Annotated in this window: 15 protein-coding genes; 2 read left to right on the top strand and 13 right to left on the bottom strand. The window is 68.2% G+C overall.

Annotation, left to right across the window (positions count from 1 at the left end; translation table 11 throughout):
• Positions 1–2: 2 nt before the first annotated feature.
• The 12 genes from doeA to E3U26_RS07185 all read right to left on the bottom strand — a co-directional run bounded on the left by doeA (position 3) and on the right by E3U26_RS07185 (position 13,353).
• Complete coding sequence (gene doeA / locus E3U26_RS07240) at positions 3–1,184, bottom strand: ectoine hydrolase DoeA (RefSeq protein WP_499104659.1); 1,182 nt, start codon at positions 1,182–1,184, stop codon at positions 3–5.
• Between the two features lie 11 nt (positions 1,185–1,195).
• Positions 1,196–2,173: a cyclodeaminase gene (locus E3U26_RS07235; RefSeq protein WP_116221825.1), complete on the bottom strand. Its 978-nt coding sequence runs from the start codon at positions 2,171–2,173 to the stop codon at positions 1,196–1,198.
• Complete coding sequence (eutB, locus tag E3U26_RS07230) at positions 2,170–3,120, bottom strand: hydroxyectoine utilization dehydratase EutB (RefSeq protein ID WP_116221826.1); 951 nt, start codon at positions 3,118–3,120, stop codon at positions 2,170–2,172. Before eutB ends, E3U26_RS07235 begins: the two co-directional genes overlap by 4 nt.
• The gene (locus tag E3U26_RS07225) at positions 3,117–3,860 is read right to left on the bottom strand and encodes an aspartate racemase/maleate isomerase family protein (protein WP_116221827.1); all 744 of its coding nucleotides are present in this window, start codon (positions 3,858–3,860) and stop codon (positions 3,117–3,119) included. Before E3U26_RS07225 ends, eutB begins: the two co-directional genes overlap by 4 nt.
• Positions 3,857–4,516, bottom strand: a complete 660-nt coding sequence (gene ehuD, locus E3U26_RS07220; protein WP_243784751.1) for an ectoine/hydroxyectoine ABC transporter permease subunit EhuD — start codon at positions 4,514–4,516, stop codon at positions 3,857–3,859. The genes E3U26_RS07225 and ehuD overlap by 4 nt, the downstream gene beginning before the upstream one ends.
• 1 nt (position 4,517) lies before the next feature.
• The gene (gene ehuC / locus E3U26_RS07215; protein ID WP_036749849.1) at positions 4,518–5,174 is read right to left on the bottom strand and encodes an ectoine/hydroxyectoine ABC transporter permease subunit EhuC; all 657 of its coding nucleotides are present in this window, start codon (positions 5,172–5,174) and stop codon (positions 4,518–4,520) included.
• 59 nt (positions 5,175–5,233) lie between these two features.
• Positions 5,234–6,055, bottom strand: coding sequence for an ectoine/hydroxyectoine ABC transporter substrate-binding protein EhuB (gene ehuB, locus E3U26_RS07210; RefSeq protein WP_036749852.1), 822 nt, complete (start codon positions 6,053–6,055; stop codon positions 5,234–5,236).
• 23 nt (positions 6,056–6,078) lie between these two features.
• Entirely contained in the window at positions 6,079–6,864 is a 786-nt protein-coding gene (gene ehuA, locus E3U26_RS07205) for an amino acid ABC transporter ATP-binding protein (RefSeq protein WP_499104658.1), read from the bottom strand.
• Between the two features lie 97 nt (positions 6,865–6,961).
• A complete protein-coding gene (ehuR, locus tag E3U26_RS07200) occupies positions 6,962–8,347 on the bottom strand; it encodes a MocR-like ectoine utilization transcription factor EhuR (protein WP_036749858.1) in 1,386 nt (461 codons plus the stop codon).
• A gap of 513 nt (positions 8,348–8,860) precedes the next feature.
• Positions 8,861–9,157, bottom strand: a complete 297-nt coding sequence (locus E3U26_RS07195; protein WP_499104657.1) for a hypothetical protein — start codon at positions 9,155–9,157, stop codon at positions 8,861–8,863.
• A 24-nt stretch (positions 9,158–9,181) separates the two neighbouring features.
• Positions 9,182–9,607, bottom strand: coding sequence for a hypothetical protein (locus E3U26_RS07190; RefSeq protein WP_499104656.1), 426 nt, complete (start codon positions 9,605–9,607; stop codon positions 9,182–9,184).
• 347 nt (positions 9,608–9,954) lie between these two features.
• On the bottom strand, positions 9,955–13,353 hold the full coding sequence (locus tag E3U26_RS07185) for a Hint domain-containing protein (RefSeq protein WP_499104655.1): 3,399 nt from the start codon (positions 13,351–13,353) through the stop codon (positions 9,955–9,957).
• Positions 13,354–13,826: 473 nt separating this feature from the next.
• On the opposite strand from E3U26_RS07185, the gene E3U26_RS07180 reads away from it, so the two are divergent.
• Positions 13,827–14,957 (top strand): LytTR family DNA-binding domain-containing protein, encoded by a 1,131-nt coding sequence (locus tag E3U26_RS07180; RefSeq protein ID WP_499104654.1) that lies wholly within the window; start codon positions 13,827–13,829, stop codon positions 14,955–14,957.
• A gap of 112 nt (positions 14,958–15,069) precedes the next feature.
• Positions 15,070–15,540 carry a MarR family winged helix-turn-helix transcriptional regulator gene (locus E3U26_RS07175; RefSeq protein WP_036749867.1) on the top strand — a complete coding sequence of 157 codons (471 nt, stop codon included), beginning with the start codon at positions 15,070–15,072 and terminating at the stop codon, positions 15,538–15,540.
• A 16-nt stretch (positions 15,541–15,556) separates the two neighbouring features.
• Here E3U26_RS07175 and E3U26_RS07170 read toward each other — a convergent pair whose 3' ends face one another.
• Entirely contained in the window at positions 15,557–17,518 is a 1,962-nt protein-coding gene (locus tag E3U26_RS07170) for a TonB-dependent receptor plug domain-containing protein (RefSeq protein ID WP_449043664.1), read from the bottom strand.
• Positions 17,519–17,533 lie beyond the last annotated feature (15 nt).

Below are 17,533 nucleotides of genomic sequence, written 5' to 3'. Positions count from 1 at the left end.
CGCTAGTCCTTCACGAACAGCTGGCGCGGGACATCGGCAAGGCATTCCACGCCGGTCTCGGTGATCAGGATCGACTCGGTGATCTCCAGCCCCATGTCCTCGAGCCAGAGCCCGGTCATGAAATGGAAGGTCATGCCGGGTTGCAGCACGGTGCGGTCGCCGGGGCGCAGCGACATGGTGCGCTCGCCCCAGTCCGGGGGATAGCTGACGCCGATGCCGTAGCCGGTGCGGTTGTCCTTGACGATGCCGTATTTCGCCAGCACGTCGAAGAAACCCTTGGCGATGTCCTCGCAGGTGTTGCCGGGCTTCGCGGCGGCCAGCCCGGCCTCCATCCCCTCCAGCGTGGCCTTTTCGGCGTCCAGGAAGGCCTGCGTCGGCTGGCCCAGGAACACCGTGCGCGACAGCGGGACGTGATAGCGGTGATAGCAGCCGGCGATCTCGAAGAAGGTGCCTTCGCCGGCCTTCATCGGCCTGTCGTCCCAGGTCAGGTGCGGCGCCGAGGCATCGCGCCCCGAGGGCAGCAGCGGCACGATGGCCGGATAGTCGCCGCCGATCCCGTCCACGCCGCGGGTGCCGGCGTCGTAGATTTCCGCGACCAGGTCGCATTTGCGCATCCCGACCTGCACCTTGTCGAGGATGCGGGCGTGCATCGCCTCGACGATGCGGGCGGCGTTGCGCATATAGGCGATCTCCTGCGGCGATTTCACCGCGCGCTGCCAGTTCACCAGCGCCGTGCAATCGCTGAGCGTCGCGTCGGGCAGGTTCCGGGTCAGGCTGGCAAAGGCGGCGGCGGTGAACCAGTAATTGTCCATCTCGACCCCGATGCGCTTCGCGGCCCAGCCGCGGTCCCGCAGGATGCCGGACAGGTAGTCCATCGGGTGCATCTGGGGGTTCTGCACGTAATGGTCGGGATAGCCGATGATGTTGTCGGGCTTCAGATAGGCCGTCAGCTTCGCGCCGTTCGCGTCCTGTCCGCGGCCATACCAGATCGGCTCGCCATCCGGCGGCACCACGACGCATTGATGGACATAGAAGGACCAGCCGTCATAGCCGGTCAGCCAGTTCATGTTCGACGGATCGGTGACGATCAGCAGATCGACCCCCGCCTTGTCCATCGCCCGGCGGGTCTTGGCGAGGCGGTCGGCATATTCCTCGCGGGTGAACTTCAATGCGACGTCTGTCATGGCGGTTTCTCTTACAGGGTGAAGCTGCGGCCGGCCCCGGCCTTGCCCGCGCGGGCAAGCGCCAGGGTGGCGATGGCGGTGTCCTGGATGCCGGTGCCGGTCAGGTCGGCCAGGGTGATCTGTTCGGGGCTGGTCCGGCCGGGGCGCTGTCCTGCCAGGATCTGGCCCAGCTCGGGGAAATCCTGCCCGGCCAGCGGCGCGTGGTGGAGTTCCCCCAGCTCGCGGGTCTGCGACAGGCGATCGGCGACGTAATGGGCACGCTCGATCAGGTCCGGCGCGATCTCGTTCTTGTGCTGGGCATCCGAGCCCATGGCGGTGACATGGGTGCCGGGCGCCACATCGGCGGCGGCCAGGATAGGCTTTTCCGCGGGCGTGGTCGTGACTACCAGATCTGCGCCGCGCGCAGCCCCGGCCACAGTCGCGGCGGCGATCACCGGAATGCGCAGGGCGGCGGTCATCTCGGCCGCGAAGGCTTGCGCCTTGGCGGGATCGCGCGCCCAGACCCGCGCGCCGGCCAGCGGCCGCACCAGCGCCAGCGCCTGCAGCTGCATCCGCGCCTGCATCCCGGCGCCCAGGATCGCCGCCGTTGCCGCATCCGGCCGGGCCAGCGCATCGGCGGCCACCGCCCCGGCGGCGGCGGTGCGCACGTCGGTCAGATAGCCGTTGTCCAGCAGCAGCGCCTCGACCAGCCCGGTCGTTGCGGACAGCACCACCATCATGCCGTTGGTCGAGGGCAGGCCAAGCGCCGGGTTGCCGAAGAAGCCGGGCGAGATCTTGATCGCGAAATGCGTGAGGCCGGGGACATAGGCGGTCTTCACATCGACCTCGCCCCGGTGTTCGGGGATGTCCAGGCGCAGGATCGGCGGCATCGCCACCGCCTTGGTTGCCAGCGCCACGAAGGCGTCGCGGATGCAGGCCACGGCCTCGGCGTCCAGCGGCACCAGGGCGCGCAGATCGGTCTCGGTCAGGATGGTCACGGGCGGTCTCATGCGGCCTCCGCCATGATGCGCGCGTGCAGCGCGGGGTCGATATTCGCGCCGGAAAGGATGCAGACGGTCGGGCCTTGCGGGACGATCTTGCCCGCCAGCAGCGCGGCGGTCCCGACGCTGGCCGCGCCCTCGACGACATGGCCGGCGCGGCCAAGATGGCGGATGCCCTGGGCGATCTCGGCCTCGGTCAGCAGGATCACGTCGTCCAGCAACGCGCGGCAGAGCGCGAAGGTCACGCGGTTCTGCAAGCCGATGCCGCCGCCCAGGCTGTCGGCCAAGCTGGCGGTTTCCGCGACCTCGACCGGATGGCCGGCGGCCAGGCTCGCGGCCATGGCGGCGCCGTTTTCCATGGTCAGGCCGATGACCCGCGTGCCGGGGGCCAGCGCCTTGATCGCCACCGCGACCCCGGCGGCAAGGCCACCGCCGGACAGCGGCACCAGCACCGCCTCGGCCGTGCCGATTTCCAGGCCGATGGTGCCCTGGCCCGCCACCACCGCCTTGTGGTCGAAGGGCGGGATCTCGGTCATGCCTTCCTGCGCCACGGCGCGGGCGACCTCGGCCATGGCCTCGTCCTGGCTGGCGCCGGTGATGCGGACCTGCGCGCCCAGATCTCGGATCGCCTGCACCTTGTTGCCCGGCACCAGCCGCGACAGGCAGACGGTCGCCGGCACGTCAAGCGCGCGGGCGGCATGGGCCAGCGCCCGGCCATGGTTGCCGGTCGAGGCGGTGACGACGCCGCGCGCCAGCGCCTCGGGCGGCAGCGACAGGATCGCATTGGTCGCGCCGCGCAGCTTGAAGGCGCCGGTGGTCTGGCGATATTCGCATTTCAGCCAGATCGGCTGGCCCAGCCGCGCCGACAGCGCCTCGTCGCGGACCAGCGGCGTTTCCACCACATGGCCGCGGATGCGTTCGGCGGCGGCGCGGATGTCGTCCAGGGTCACGGTCATGCCAGCCTCATCAACTGGCCCGGAGCCACCGGCCCGGTCACGCCGCAGGCCCGCGCGGCGGCCCAGAGCGTCGCGGAATTGGCCGAGACCACAGGCACGCCGACCGCATCCTCGATCCGGTCGATGATCGCGCAAGCGCGCACGGCGGTGCAGGCGATGAACAGCGCCTGGCTGCCCGGCGCCAGCGCGGCACGCGCCGCCTCGATGATAGTGGCGTGCGCGATCCGCGCCATCTCGCGATCGTCGGTCAGGTTCAGGCAAGAGACGCCCTGCAGGGCAAAGCCGCCGGCCTCGAAGCATTCCGCCATCGGCTGGGTCGTGCGCGGGGTATAGGGCGTCAGCAGGGTGATCCTGTCCGCCCCCAGCGCCCTGAGCGCCGCGAAGCCGGCCGAGATCGGCGTGATCGGTTCCGCCGAGGGCTTGCCCAGCCGGATCGCGTCGCGCACCGCCTGGTCGCCGATCACCACCGAGGCCGAAGTGCAGCTGTAGACCACCGCATCCAGATCCTCCTCCGGCAGGATCAGCGCCGCCGCCGCGGTCACGTCCTTGGCCATGGCGGCGAGCGTTTCCGGCGTCACCGGGTTGGCAAAGGGGATGCGGGTGGCATAGACGCCCACGCCATGCGCCGGCAGGGCGGCGAAATCGACCTCGGTCGTGTGGTCGGTCGCCAGCGTCACCAGACCCAGGCGGCGGGGCAGGGGGCGGTCGTCCAGCGCGACCGGAACGGACAGGACAGTCACCGCGAAATCCTCCCATAACGGCGTTCCAGCCAGCGCAGCGCCACCACCGAGATCAGGCTGACGACCAGGAACATCACGCCGACCAGCGTCATCGGCTCGACATAGCGATAGGAGCTGTTGGCCACCGACTTGGCCTGGTTCATCAGCTCAAGCACGGTGATGGCCGACAGCAGCGGCGTTTCCTTGAACATGGCCAGCAGATAATTGGCCATCGCCGGGATCATCGGCGGCACCGCCTGCGGCAGCACCACGTGCAGCCAGGTCTGGCGCGTGGTCAGGTTGGTGGCCTTGGCCGCCTCCCATTGCCCGCGCGGCACCGCCTCGATGCCGCCGCGATAGACCTCGGCGGCATAGGTGGCGTAATGCAGGCCCATGCCGATCACGCCCGCAGTCAGCGCCGGCAGGCGCAGCCCCAGGTCGGGCAGGACGTAGAAGATGAAGTAAAGCTGCACCAGCAGCGGCGTGCCGCGGATGAACTCGACCACGAAGCCGGTGGTGCGGGCGACGGCGCGGTTGGCCGAGCGGCGCAGGATGGCGAAGACCAGCCCCAGCACGGCAGCGACCACGGCGCCAAGCGCGGTGGCGACCAGGGTGATCCGAAACCCGGCCAGCAGGGTCGGCATGATCGACCAGGCGAAATCCCAATCCCATTCCATCTCAGCGCACCCCGTCCAGGCCGCGCGTCACCCGCCGCTCCAGCCGGCGCATGCCGAAGGAAAGCGCCGAGGACATGGCGAAATACAGCAGCAGGATGGTGACGAAGGGCATCAGCGTGCTGCCGGTCTGCGAACGCACCACCTGCGCCTGGAAGGTCATGTCCGACAGCGAGATCAGCGAGACGACCGAGGTGGCCTTCAAAAGCTCGATGGCATTGTTGCCGAAGGTCGGCAGCATCAGGGGCAGCGCCTGTGGCAGGATGACGTGGCGCATGCGCTGGAACCGGGTCAGGTTGACGGCCACGCAGGCTTCGTGCTGGTCGCGCGGCACGGCCAGGATGGCGCCGCGCACCACCTCGGCCCCATAGGCGCCGACGTTCAGCCCCAGGGCCATCACCCCGGCCTGCATCGGCGTCAGTTCCGCGCCGGTCATCGGCAGCACGAAATAGATCCAGAACAGCTGCACGAAGATCGAGGTGCCGCGGAAGAACTCGATATAGGCGGTCGCGAGCCAGCGGACCCAGGCGTGGCGCGAGATGCGGCCGAGCCCGGCGATGAAGGCCACGACCAACGCCAATGCCGAACCCATCAGGGTCAGCTTGACCGTGACCCAGGCCCCCATAAGGATGAGTGTCAGATATCCTGCCCAGTCGCCCATGCGCCGAAGCCTGCCTTTGCCGTTGTCGGGATGGGCGGGGTCGGCCCCCGCCCCGGATATTACTGCGCGGCGCAGAGCGCGTCGCGGGTGGTGGACATGGCCGCGGCCGCCGAGAAGCCGTAGGGCTCGACGATCTGGGCGAATTCGCCCGATTCCTTCAGCTTGGCCAGTTCCACGTCGAAGGCGTCGCGCAGCGCGGTGTCCTTCTTGTTGAAGGCGGCGCCGTCGCAATAGACCGGGGCGCCCTCGACCGGGGCGAAGACTTCCAGGTTGGCGTCGCCCGATTTCGCCAGCAGGTCGTTCAGTGACAGGACCGGCAGCGAATAGGCGTCGATGCGGCCGTCCTGCACCATCTTCAGCCCCGATTGCGGGTCGGGCACCACGACCAGCCGGTCGCGCGGCACGCCGGCATCCAGTGCCAGCTTTTCCTCGGTCCCGCCGCCGGGGGCGCCCATCCTGGCCGAGGCGTCATTGGCGATGTCGGCATAGGACTTGAAGCCCTTGGGATTGCCCTTGGGCACCAGCAGCGCCTCGGCATCGCACAGGATCGGCTGGGAATAGGCGACCGCGTTGCAGCGCTCGGGTTTCATGAACAGGCCCGCGGTGATCGCATCGACGCGGCCGGCCTGCAGGCTGGGGATCATCGCGCCATATTCGGCGATCGAGGCCTCCAGGTCCTTGATCCCCAGCTTCTCGAACACCGCGCGCGCCACGTCCGGCGCCGCCCCCGAGACCTTGCCGTCCGAGGCGACGGCGGTATAGGGCGGCTCGTTGCCGATGGCGATGCGGACATAGCCCTGCTTTTGCAGGTCTTCCAGCTTGTCGGCCATGGCGGGCAGCGGTGCGGCCAGCAAGGCCACGGCAATCAGGCATTTCTTCATCGTTCTCTCCTGTCGGGTTGGCATCACACGCGCTGTCCGGCGGCGATGATCTTGCGCAGGAAGGACTTCGTGCGGTCCTCTTGCGGCGCGGTGAATAGCTGGGCGGGCGGGCCCTGTTCGACGATGCGGCCCTTGTCGAAGAACAGGACGCGGTCGGCGAAATCACGGGCGAAGCCCATCTCATGCGTGACCAGAAGCATGGTCATGTCGGTCTCGGCGGCCAGGCGCTTCATCACCTCCAGCACTTCCTCGACCAGCTCGGGGTCGAGTGCCGAAGTCACCTCGTCGAACAGCATGATCTGCGGCTGCAAGGCCAGGGCGCGGGCGATGGCGACGCGCTGCTTCTGGCCGCCGGAAAGCTGGCTTGGCATGTAATCCGCCTTGTCGGCCAGCCCCACCATGTCCAGCAGATCGCGCGCCCGCCTGTCGGCCGCGGCGCGGGCCTCGCCCTTGGTCAGCATCGGCGCCAGCGTGATGTTCTGCAAGACCGACTTGTGCGGGAACAGGTTGAAATGCTGGAAGACCATGCCGATATGGCGGCGCATCCTGTGCAGATGCGCCTCGTCCGCCGGCACCTCGGCGCCGTGCCGCTGCATGTGGTAAAGCGGCTCGCCGCAGACCTCGATGCGCCCGCCCGAGATGTCCTCCAGCGTCATCAGGATGCGCAGGATGGTGGTCTTGCCCGAGCCCGAGGGGCCGATCAGCGCCAGCTTTTCGCCCTTCATCACGTCGAAGTTCAGCCCGTCGATGACGGTCAGCGTCCCGAAGGACTTTCGCAGGTTCTGGATGCGAATGATCGGCTGGTCCAAAAGCGTCCCCCTTGCTGTCCAGAGGAACTTTGCAGCGAGATTAAATCAGGTCAATATTTAAATAATATCATGACAATTTTCCGGGGCAATCTGCCTGTCAAATCAGCGGCAGCAGGGGTTCCGCGCTGCCGCCCAGGGTTTCGGCCACCAGGGCAAGGCCGCGGCGCAGCTCTTCCGTCCCGGTCGAACCCAGCGCGATTCGCACCGCGTCGCGCCGACCCCGCTCGCTCAGCCGGAAGGCGCGGCCCGAGGCGACGGCGACGCCGCGCTGTCGGGCCTGGGCCACGAATTCCTCTTCGTCGCGGCCGGGGGGCAGTTCCAGCCAGATGTGCAGGCTTTGCGGATGGCTGCGGAAGGGGGCCGCGCCCAGAACCTCGCGCGCGATGCCATGGCGGATGGCCAGCGCCTCGCGCTGCCACAGGATCAGCCGGTCCACGGTGCCGTCGCCGATCCAATGGCTCAGCAATTCGACCATGGCGGGGGTGGCCATCCAGTTCGTCACCAGGTGCCGGTTGGCGGTGGCCGAGGCAAGCCGCGGCGGCGACAGCAGCCAGGCCACCCGCAGCCCCGGCAGCGTGGTCTTGGTGAAGCCGTTGATATGCAGCACCCGCTCGGGCGCCAGCACCGCCATGGGGGGCGGCCGGTCCGGGATCATCGCGTTCAGCATGTCGTTCTCGACGATCAGCAGGTCGTGGCGGCGGGCGATGGCGGCCAGTTCGGCGCGCCGCTCGGCGCTGCTCATGATCGCCATGGGGTTGATCGCGGCCGGCTGCATGTAAAGCGCGCGCAGGCTGCCCTTGCGCGCCAGGTGGTCCAGCGCCTCGGGCACGATGCCGTCCTCGTCCACCGGCAGCCCTTCCAGGTGCAGGCCCAGGTATTTGCACAGCGGCATCAGCAGGTGATGGGTCAGCGCGGCGGCGGCCAGCGTGCCGCCCGCGGGCACCGCGCTCATCACCGCGGTGGTGATGGCGGATGTGGCGCCGTCGGTAAGGGTGATGTTTTCGGGCGCCGCCTCGATCCCCTTGCGGCGCAGCCAGTCCGCGGCGATCTGCCGGTGCTGCGGCAGCACCGAGTTCGGCCGGAACGACAACGCCGCCGGGACGGGCAGGTTCTCGGCGACCCAATGCAGCCCCTCGCGAAAGGTCTCGACATGCATCCGCTCGGTGACGGGCTTGAGGATCGACAGGTCCACCAGCTCGCCCAGCCGCTCGGCCAGGTAGGGCGGGGTATTTTCCGAGCCGGGGGGCAGCACGAAGGAACCGCGCCCGACCTCTCCCACCACCAGGCCGCGGCGGATCAGCTCCTCATAGGCGCGCGAGACGGTCTGGACCGACAGGCCCAGATCGTCGGCCAGCCGGCGCTGGGGCGGCAGGCGGGTTCCGGCGGGCAATTGGCCGTCGCGGATCGCCCGCGCATATTGCTCGGCCAGGGAAAGATAGGCCGGGCGATGCAAGGCGCTGGGGTCGGGGGTCCATATTGTCATGAGCGAAGACCAAGGCAATCCTGTCGATAGGCAGGAATGTTATGATTTCACCGCCGCCCCCGCAATCGCTGTCTTGCCCTTCGGGGGGCTGAAAGGGCGGATCGCCGCCCTTCGACCTTCACCGGGAACTCAGGCTGCGGCAAAGGCCGAGCCCATGAAGTTCCGGGATCGCCAGCGCAAATTTCAGCCCGGCAAAAGCGAGGGACCGCCGCCTGTCCCGGACGCCGGCGGTTCGCCAGGCGCAAGATCTGGACATCGCCCTTGGCGCGCGCGTGCCCGATGCGGCGGGATGCAGCCCCGCCGCGACGACGGCGCCGGCTGCGGCGGCACGCAGGACCGCATAGCCATGTTGATGTTGGGCGGACCCTTTCGACCGGCGCCTGGGCCGGGCTGCCGAAGGGCTTGCGGGTGACGGCCAAGGGGCGCCCCGTTGCGCGTCTGGCGGGCCAGGCAACAGGCGGTATCGTTGCGCACTCGGCGCGCGCCCGCTGTCGCGGCCCTGCTTGCGGGGCGTTATCGCAACCGGCTTCCTGCGACGGCGGGGCGGGCCGGCTCTTCGGCCTCTCCCGCGCAAAGACGCCCGCAGCAGCCGGCATGATCACCGGGGACATGGTTCGCGTTGTGCCAGGCAAGCGCCACCAACGTCGCCGAGCCGGTCAGGCAATAGGTGACGATGATCCATACCAGCCCCCAGCCCATCCACCAGGCCAGTCCACCGGCCGCAAGGGCTGTCAGAACCGCAAGGATGACGGTCCCCATCGGAAAGCCGCCCGCGTGATCGCTGTCGAATCGGCAGAATTCATCGCGCATGACCTTTTCCATGGGGTGGCTCCTTCAATGCAAATGGGATGGACAGGGCGCCAGGACGCGCAGGCAGAACCCGCAGGACATCACGAAGCGGTCGCGTTCGGGAAAGATGGCGAACAGCATGGCGTCCTCTGGCAGCGGGATGCCGATCCGCTGGGCGGTCGGCGGGCCAAGGCGGGGCTGGTCCTCATTCCCCTCCGGCGCTCCCGGAACCAGGATCGGCCGGCGCCGCGATAGCGCAAGCCCGCGCGTGGGGCAGCCCGGACCCAGGCGGCCCTGCGCGACGCCGAAAAGCAGGCCCTGCGCCTCGAGCGAGCAGCAGCCGAAAATGCCCAGGATCTCGACATGATCGTCGGACAGCGGGTCGTAAAGGACATCTCCGGCGCGCAGGGATTGCACGGGCACCATGGCCCCGCTGCGGCGGATCTGGACGGGGGTGTGTTCTGCAAGCATGTCGGCCTCCGGTTCCGTATCGGCTCTGCGGATCTGTTCCGTGACAGCCGCGGTCTGCCGCGCCGCGCCGGTCTCCGCCGCAAGGCGATGCGAGGAGCGTGCCGCAGCCGGTTCGCACCGTGACGCTTTGGTGCAGCCGCTCCAGAACCGCCCCGCGCGGGGCGGTGCTGCCGGCCTTCCTGGTCCAGGCGGCAAGATGCCCCTGCCGCTTCGGTGATTGGGGCCCTGTCGGCGCTGCTCGGCCACCGCCAGGGCCTTGCGGTCGGTGCGACGGTTGTTTCCGTCCCATCCGACCGCCAGGTCGCCATGGTCCGGGGCGTGGCGCTGGGCCCGCGCCCCGGTCGGCATCAGCCCACCTTGCCCCAGGTGAACGGTTGCTTGCCATTGACGACCAAGCGCTGCACCAGGTGCCGTCCCTGCCGGCCGCGCAACAGCAGCCGGGCCGCGACGGGCACCTCGCGTTCGGGCTCGGCCAGTTCCGGGAAGAGCGTGAAGATCTCTTCCCGAGCCTCCGCCCCCAGCGCCTTCATCGCCTCGGGGCCGGTGAACAGGCTTTCCGTGGGCGCCCCGTTCGAGAAGACCACCTCGTGCCGGTCGAACATGAAGTGCCAGTATTCCACCTCCTGCATGTCCTCGACCACCTCGACGCCTTCCAGCCCGATCAGATGGCGCGCGGCCAGCAGAACCTCGGCCTCGCCGACCATCCGCCGCGCCACGACCGAGCGCAGCAGCACCCGGTGCTGGGGCGAGACGATCAGGTCGCGCTCAGGCAGGTTCTCGCCCAGGGCCTCGGCGCGGATGCGGATCGGGCGCAGCTTGGGCTGCTCGGCCAGTTCCGCGGCCGACAGCACGCGCTTGCCGATCCAGGAAAGCTCCTTGTAGCCGTGGTCCAGCGTCATCACCTTCATGCCCGGTTCCAGCTTCTCGACAGGAACCTCGCCATCCTCGGTCTTGATCAGGGTGCCGCGCAGGAAGCAGACGACGCCGGTGTTCTCGGTGGTCAGCTTGTCGGCCTGGACGGCATTGCCGGTGCCGTCCAGAATGCGCAGCCCGCCGACCGCATCCAGCACACCGTCGCCCTGGTCCGCGCGCAGCCAATGCAGGGCGTTCTTGTAGGTCTGCCCCGGATTGGCGGCGTTCCAGGTGGCCAGCGTGGTCTCGTTGTAGAAGGCGGCAAGATCGACGAATTCGTTGTTGTTGGCCTGCCCGTCGCCCATGCCGGTGTTGGCGTCGAAATCGGTGATCACGTCGCCCCCGGCATCGACGACGAAGCGGTCGATGCCCTGGCCGCCGGTCAGCCTATCGGCGCCGGCCCCACCATCCAGCAGGTCGTCGCCGGCCCCGCCATGCAGCGTGTCGTTGCCCCCGCCGCCCAGCAGGGTGTCGGTGCCGGCACTGGCTTCCAGGCTGTCGTTGCCCTCGCCGCCCTCCAGGCTGTCGTCGCCGGTGCCGGCAAGCAGCGTATCGTTGCCGGCGCCACCGTAAAGCGTGTCGTTTTCCGAGCGGCCGATCAGGTAGTCGTCGCCGTCCCCGCCATCGATGAGGTTGTTGCCATGGCCGGCATCAAGGTAATCGTTGCCCTCGCCGCCCTCCAGGAGGTCGTCGTCGTTGCCGCTGATCAGCGTGTCGTGGCCGGCGCCGCCCACCAGGGTGTTCTTGCCCTCGCCGCCGTCGAGCGAATCGTCGCCGGAGCCGCCGGAAAGGTAGTCATTGCCGTCGCCGCCATGCAGCGTGTCATTGCCAGAGTCGCCCGCCAGACGGTCGTTGCCTTCCCCGCCTTCCAGCAGGTCATCGTCGGCGCCGCCGGCCAGCGTGTCGTCGCCCAGCCCGCCGTTCAGCGTGTCGTTGCCGGCAACACCAGACATGAGGTCGTTGCCCTCGCCACCGTCCAGCGATTCGTCGCCGTCCCCGCCGCTAAGGATGTCGTTGCCCTCGCCACCCATCAGGGTGTTGTTGCTGTCCCCGCCGAACAGGATGTCGTTGCCAGCACCGCCTTCGAGAAGGTTATTGCCCGCTCCGCCGATCAGGGTGTCGTTTCCGTCGCCGCCGAGCAGTGTGTCGTCGCCCAGCCCGCCGTTCAGCGAGTCGTTGCCCAGACCGCCGTCCAGCGAGTCGTCGCCCTCGCCGCCCAACAACGTGTCCTTGCCGTCGCCGCCCAGCAGCGTATCGTTGCCGTCTCCGCCTTCCAGCGAGTCGTCACCGACACCGCCATCGAGCGAGTCGTCGCCCTCGCCGCCCATGAGGGTGTCGTTGCCGTCGCCGCCCGTCAGGGTGTCATGGCCGGCCCCGCCGTCGAGGCTGTCGTGGCCTGCGTCGCCGGTCAGCGAGTCATCGCCCAGCCCGCCGGTCAGCGTGTCGTCGCCGTCGCCGCCGCGCACGATGTCGTCGCCCGCGCCGCCGTCCATCAGGTCGTTGCCCAGCTCGCCATGCATGGTGTCGTTGTCGCCGCCGCCTTCCAGCAGGTCGTTGCCGGCCCCGCCTTCCAGCAGGTTGTCGCCGGCCCCGCCCCACAGGTTGTCATTGCCCTCGCCGCCGAGCAGGGTGTCGTTGCCCTCGCCGCCTTCGAGCGAGTCGTTGCCCAGACCGCCGTCCAGCGAGTCGTCGCCCTCGCCACCCAACAACGTGTCCTTGCCGTCGCCGCCGAGCAGGGTGTCGTGGCCGGCACCGCCGATCAGGGTGTCATTGCCCTTGCCGCCATCCAGGTAATCGTCGCCGGGCCCGCCGATCAGCAGGTCGTCGCCGTCGGTCGCCGTCTTGCCGTCGCTGGTCGAAACCCCGGTGTATTCGGTTTGCAGCCGGACGCCGGCGACCGCTTGGCCGGCATATTGAATGCGCAGGCCGCCGACCGCCTGAAGGACGCCGTCGTCGTCCTGGTCGGCAATCAGCCATTCCATCGGCGTAGCATAGGTCCGTCCCGGATTGGCAGCGTTCCAGGCCGCCAGCGTCTCATGGTTGTACCAGGGCGTCAGGTCGACATAGTCGTTGTTGGTCGGATCTCCGTCGAAATAGGTGTCCAGGGTGTTGAAATTCTGGATCAGGTCGCCGCCGGCATCGACGATGAAGCGATCATGGCCGGTACCGCCGTTGAAGGTGTCGGCGCCCGCGCCGCCTTCCAGCACGCTGTTGCCGTCGCCCGTGGCCATAAGAGAGTCATTGCCGTCCCCGCCGCGCAATGTACCCATGCCCATCACGACGTCATTGCCTTCGCCGCCGTCCATCAACCCAGTGCCGGTCAGCGTGTCGTTTCCAGACCCGCCAAGCAAGGTGTTGTTTCTGAACACGCCTTCTTCGGAAGCATGGAGTTGGTCGTCGCCTTCGCCGCCGTCCAGCAGGTTGGTGCCCGCACCGCCGTACAGCGAATCTTTGCCGCTGCCGCCGTACAGCGCGTCGTCGCCGGCGCCGCCTGCAAGCATGTCATCGCCGCTGCCGCCGTCCAGCCAATCGTCGCCGTCATCGCCATGCAAGTCGTCGGAGTGTTCGCCACCGATCAGCGTGTCGTTGCCGCTTCCTCCGCGCAGGGTGTCCGTGCCCTCGCCGCCGTCCAGATAGTCGCCGCCGCCGCCGCCGATCATGCTGTCGTTGCCGCCGAGGCCCTGGATATGGTTCGGATTGGTGCCGTGGACCGTATTGCCCTGGGCGTCGGTGTAGCCCGGCTCGATGTTAAAGTCGTTGCCGCTGGTACCGGTCACGGTGTTGGGGGTCGGGTTATTCGCAATATCGTTCGGCATACTCTTAACTCCAGGCACGGTTACGGCCGAGTGCGGGCGCGCGCACAGCGGGGAATGAAAGGGCGGGCTGCCCGAAAATCATGAAACGAACACCAATTTCCGACACAGCAGGCTCCGACCAGGTTTCACGGTGAAAGCTGGCCGCACTCGGGATGCGCCCAGCTTTAGATGAGAACTTGCTAGCGGAGGGGGGACGGCCTTCCCAGCGTGAAGCCGTGGATCGACATACCGAATGGATAAAATGTCGCCGATTACAGTTCGATTGTCATGAAATGACAGTAACGGGAAATAAAGACTCTTCTGCTACAGTTGGCGTGGCGTGAAATGGTATATCCTGGTAAAAAATGCCCAACTCATTGCCTTCAAACAAGGTTGTTGCCGGTGGATCGGGTGCGAATCCCCCGGCGAAACCGGCCCAAACCCCGCCTTATCCCCCGAGAGAATCTGCCCACAGGTTGAGTGCTGGCGCAAAATGGTTAAACAGCCAGCCCATGGCTAACAAGAAAACGGACCGGGAGACGACAGATATGCCGAATTCCGATCAATCGGCAGGGAACCTGCGAAACCGTCGCTCGGCCGATTCTCGAATCGATTTGGTCCTGGTGACGGGACGCAGGCTTCCGCTGACGTCGTCCCAGATCAGGCGTATAACGACAGATCGTCATTTCCTGATCTATTTTGGGATTTCCAGCGTCTTGATCACCTATCTTTACCCGGTGCAGCTTCAGCCATCGCCGCCGTGGTGGGAGTTCGTGATCGTGTTTTCCGCCATGGCCCTGTTCTTTTACTGCATCCTGGTCGGGACATTGCTGCTGATAGAAAAGTGTTGCCGCCGCTGGCCGCGGCTGATCGTGCCGGTGCCGTTGATCACCCTGATCGCCCTGCTGGCGACGCTGGGATTCGCGCGGGTCTACAACCCGATCATGGTCGGCCCGGTCTGGTCCAACTTCAGGCCGCTGACGGAAGAGTTCGTGCTGATCTATTTCGTCATCCTGAACCTGGAAATCCTGTTCTCGATCTTCGTGCTGCCGCATACAAAGGTTTTCATCCAGGCCACCCAGCTCCAGTCCCAACGCGAAGCGCCGGCCGCGGCCGAGCTGCGGGTCGCGGCCGACCCGGCCGAGGCGCTGCCCCGGCCGCCGCAGGTCGTGCTGCAGCCGCCCGCCCCGCAGCCGCCCGCGGCGCCGCAGGCTGCACCGCTGCCGGCGCCGATGACGCGTCACCTGCCGGTGCCGATACTGCGGCAGCCGCCGCGGCCGCCGCAGCCGCCGGTGCCGCCTCCGCCCCGCGCGGTGCGATTCGGCAGCTACAGCTGGCCCATCACCGCCCTGCGGCTGATTCGGGCCGAGGAACATTACATCCGCGTCGTCACCAAGGAGCAGGAGGTGCTGGTGCGCTATCGCCTGTCGGACGCGGTCACGCAACTGCCCGAGGATGCGGGGATGCGGGTGCATCGCTCTTATTGGCTGAGCTACGACGCCATCGTCGAGCATGCGCCGCTGCCCGACAGCCGGCTGCTGCTGACGCTGTGGAACGGGACCACCGTCACCGTGCCCCGCGCCCACCGCAAGCGGCTGGAGGCGGCCTTTGCGGCGCGGCGGCAGGCGACGGGCCAGGGGTGATGCGGGCGCCCGCGGGCCGGGCCCGGCGCGGGAAGGGGGCGGTTGGCATGGCCCCGTGTTCTCGACTAGGCAGGGGCAGCCGACGCCATTCCTCCGGGAGCTTGCCCTGACCGTGACGACCAACTCCGACGCCCAGCCGCAATTCGGCGACGACGACCCGCGGACCGCCTATAACCGGGTCTTCTTCGCCATCCTGCGCATCCATCGCACCCTGATGCCGCAGATCGAGAAGGCGCTGCGCGAGGTCGGCATCGCCGACCCGATCTGGTACGAGATCCTGCTGGCCACCGAGGAGGCGGGCGAGGCCGGCGTGCAGATGCAGGTGCTGGAGCGGCGGCTGTTCGTGCCGCAATATGCGCTGTCGCGCCATGTCGCCCGGATCGAGAAGGCGGGCCTGATCCGGCGCGCCGCGGCGGGTGGCGCCGGGCGCGGGCAGATCCTTTACATCGCCGAGGCGGGCAGGGGCCTGCCGGCGCGGATCTGGCAGATCTATGCCGACAAGATCCGCTCCGCCTTCGCCCCCGCCCTGACCACGGACGAGGCCTATGACCTGGTGCGGGTGCTGAACCGGCTTTACCGCTGACCGGCGGGACGGCCCGTCAGAACCGTTTCGTCGCCACCAGCGAAAGGGTGCGCCCCGGCTCGCGCAGCGGGGTGACGGTGGCATAGTCGCCGCCATAGGTGGCGCGGTCGGCGTAATCCTTGTCGAAGAGATTCGCGACCTCGGCCCGCAGCACCAGCCCCGGCACCGCGGTCGGCGCATATTCCGCGAACAGGTTCAGCACGGCATAGCCGGGGATGGTGCGGTCGGAATCGCCCTCGATGCGGTCGTATTTCGCCGCCGCCTCGATGCTGCCGCCATAGGTGAAGGGGCTGCCCAGCGGCGTGTGCTGCGCCTCGATGGAAAACACCCGGCCCAGCGGTGCGCCGAAATCCAGCGCCTGGTAGCTGGAGGCCGGGTCGCCGTTCACGCTGACCCGGCTGTCCGACATGCTGGCGCGCAGATAGCCGCCGTCCCAGCCATAGCCCAGGCCCAGGTTGTAGCCCCGGCTTTCGAAGTCGAAATTCTCGATGCCGGCATAGGCCCCGCCGCGGGCATTGTCGACCTGGGTCAGGAACAGCTCGCCATCCAGCCGCAGGTCGCCGGCCTGATAGTCGAAGCCCAGCGTATAGTTGCGCGCGCGCGCCGGCCGCAGCACGTCGTAGTCCCAGGCGCCGTTGAAGATGTAGTTGTCCTCGATGGCGATGCCGCCGAAGACGGTCGAGGCCCCGGCGCGCAGCACCAGCGCATCGGTGACGCCATAGGCGACCGAGGCATTGCCGCTGAAGCCGGCGTTCCGGTCCCTCCAGCCGCTGGTGCCGGTAAACTCCTGCCGGTCCCAGCGCAGGCCGAAGGACAGGTCCAGCCGCTCGACCGGCTCCAGCCGGGCCTGGGCGTAAAGCCCGATGTTGCGGGCGTTCTCGTCCAGCGCGCTGGCGGGATCGCTGTAGGTGCTTGAACGGTCGTACCAGTCGATCCCCGCCGTCACGCTGTCGGCGTCGTTCAGGTGGAAGCGGTTCTCCAGCTTGGCCGAGAAGGTGTCGCTGTCGCCTTTGCTGACATAGGGCGGCGCAGCGGTCGGCTGGTCGACGTGCACCCGGCTTTCCGAGCGGCCGATGACGAATCGGGGATCCCAGAAGCCGCTGGCCTGGGTGTTTTCATAGGACAGCGACCAGCTGGTTCGGGTGGTGTCGTAGCGGCGCAGCTCGGGGATCGGGCGGCCGCCCTCGATATGGCCGATGTTGGCGCGATAGGGGCGCAGCGCATCGTCGTGCAGCCGCTGGCCGGACAGCTCGATCCGGTGGCCATCGGGCGTCTCGTAGGCCAGCTTCAGCAGCGCGCTTTGCAGGTCGGCGGCCGAGCCGGTGATCCTGTCACCGCCGCCGGCCTTGTAGTCGTCGCCGGTCGCGGATTTCAGATAGCCCAGCCATTCGAAGCCGCCCGCCTGCCCGGCCAGCGTCGCCGCACGGCCGAAGGTCCGGCCGTTGTCGCCATAGGACAGGCGGATGTTGCCGCCGAAGCTGCGCCCGTCCTCGAGGATGTCGGCGGCGTCCACCGTCTCCATCACCACGGCGCCGGCGACGGCATGCGGGCCGGCATCCGCCGCCGCCACGCCGGCATCGACGCGGACGAATTTCAGCAGGCCGGGGTCGATGGCATTGGCGCTGACATGGTGGAAGGCGCGGTTGTTCTGTTCGACCCCGTCCACCGTCACCGACAGGTTCAGCATGTCCACGCCGTTGATGAAGATCTTTTGCGCCACCGGGATCGCGCCCCCGACCGAGACCGAGGCGATGCCGGTGAACAGATCCTTCAGATCGCCCATCCGCGCCCGCTCCAGCTCGGCCGCAGCGACATATTGGCTGGCGCCGCGGTCGGCGGCGCTGCCGTCGGCATCCAGCGCCTGCAGGGTGATCGGGTCCAGCAGGACCACGGTCTCTGCCGTCTCCTGGGCCGCGGCGGGCAGGGCAAGCGCCGCGGTGGCGGCCATGATCAGGCGGGGGGAAAAGGGTGCGGCCATCAGCAAGCTCCGTTC

The sequence above is a fragment of the Paracoccus ferrooxidans genome, assembly GCF_029909815.1.
Classification (GTDB): domain Bacteria; phylum Pseudomonadota; class Alphaproteobacteria; order Rhodobacterales; family Rhodobacteraceae; genus Paracoccus; species Paracoccus versutus.
Note: the sequence above shows the minus strand (reverse complement) of the source record. Positions and strands in the feature narration are given on the sequence as shown.

Coding starts and splice junctions, on each gene's coding strand:
- doeA (WP_499104659.1), bottom strand. CDS start 1,184: ATGACAGACGTCGCATTGAAGTTCACCCGCGAGGAATATGCCGACCGC.
- E3U26_RS07235 (WP_116221825.1), bottom strand. CDS start 2,173: ATGAGACCGCCCGTGACCATCCTGACCGAGACCGATCTGCGCGCCCTG.
- eutB (WP_116221826.1), bottom strand. CDS start 3,120: ATGACCGTGACCCTGGACGACATCCGCGCCGCCGCCGAACGCATCCGC.
- ehuD (WP_243784751.1), bottom strand. CDS start 4,516: ATGGAATGGGATTGGGATTTCGCCTGGTCGATCATGCCGACCCTGCTG.
- ehuC (WP_036749849.1), bottom strand. CDS start 5,174: ATGGGCGACTGGGCAGGATATCTGACACTCATCCTTATGGGGGCCTGG.
- ehuB (WP_036749852.1), bottom strand. CDS start 6,055: ATGAAGAAATGCCTGATTGCCGTGGCCTTGCTGGCCGCACCGCTGCCC.
- ehuR (WP_036749858.1), bottom strand. CDS start 8,347: ATGACAATATGGACCCCCGACCCCAGCGCCTTGCATCGCCCGGCCTAT.
- E3U26_RS07195 (WP_499104657.1), bottom strand. CDS start 9,157: ATGCGCGATGAATTCTGCCGATTCGACAGCGATCACGCGGGCGGCTTT.
- E3U26_RS07190 (WP_499104656.1), bottom strand. CDS start 9,607: ATGCTTGCAGAACACACCCCCGTCCAGATCCGCCGCAGCGGGGCCATG.
- E3U26_RS07180 (WP_499104654.1), top strand. CDS start 13,827: ATGGCTAACAAGAAAACGGACCGGGAGACGACAGATATGCCGAATTCC.
- E3U26_RS07170 (WP_449043664.1), bottom strand. CDS start 17,518: ATGGCCGCACCCTTTTCCCCCCGCCTGATCATGGCCGCCACCGCGGCG.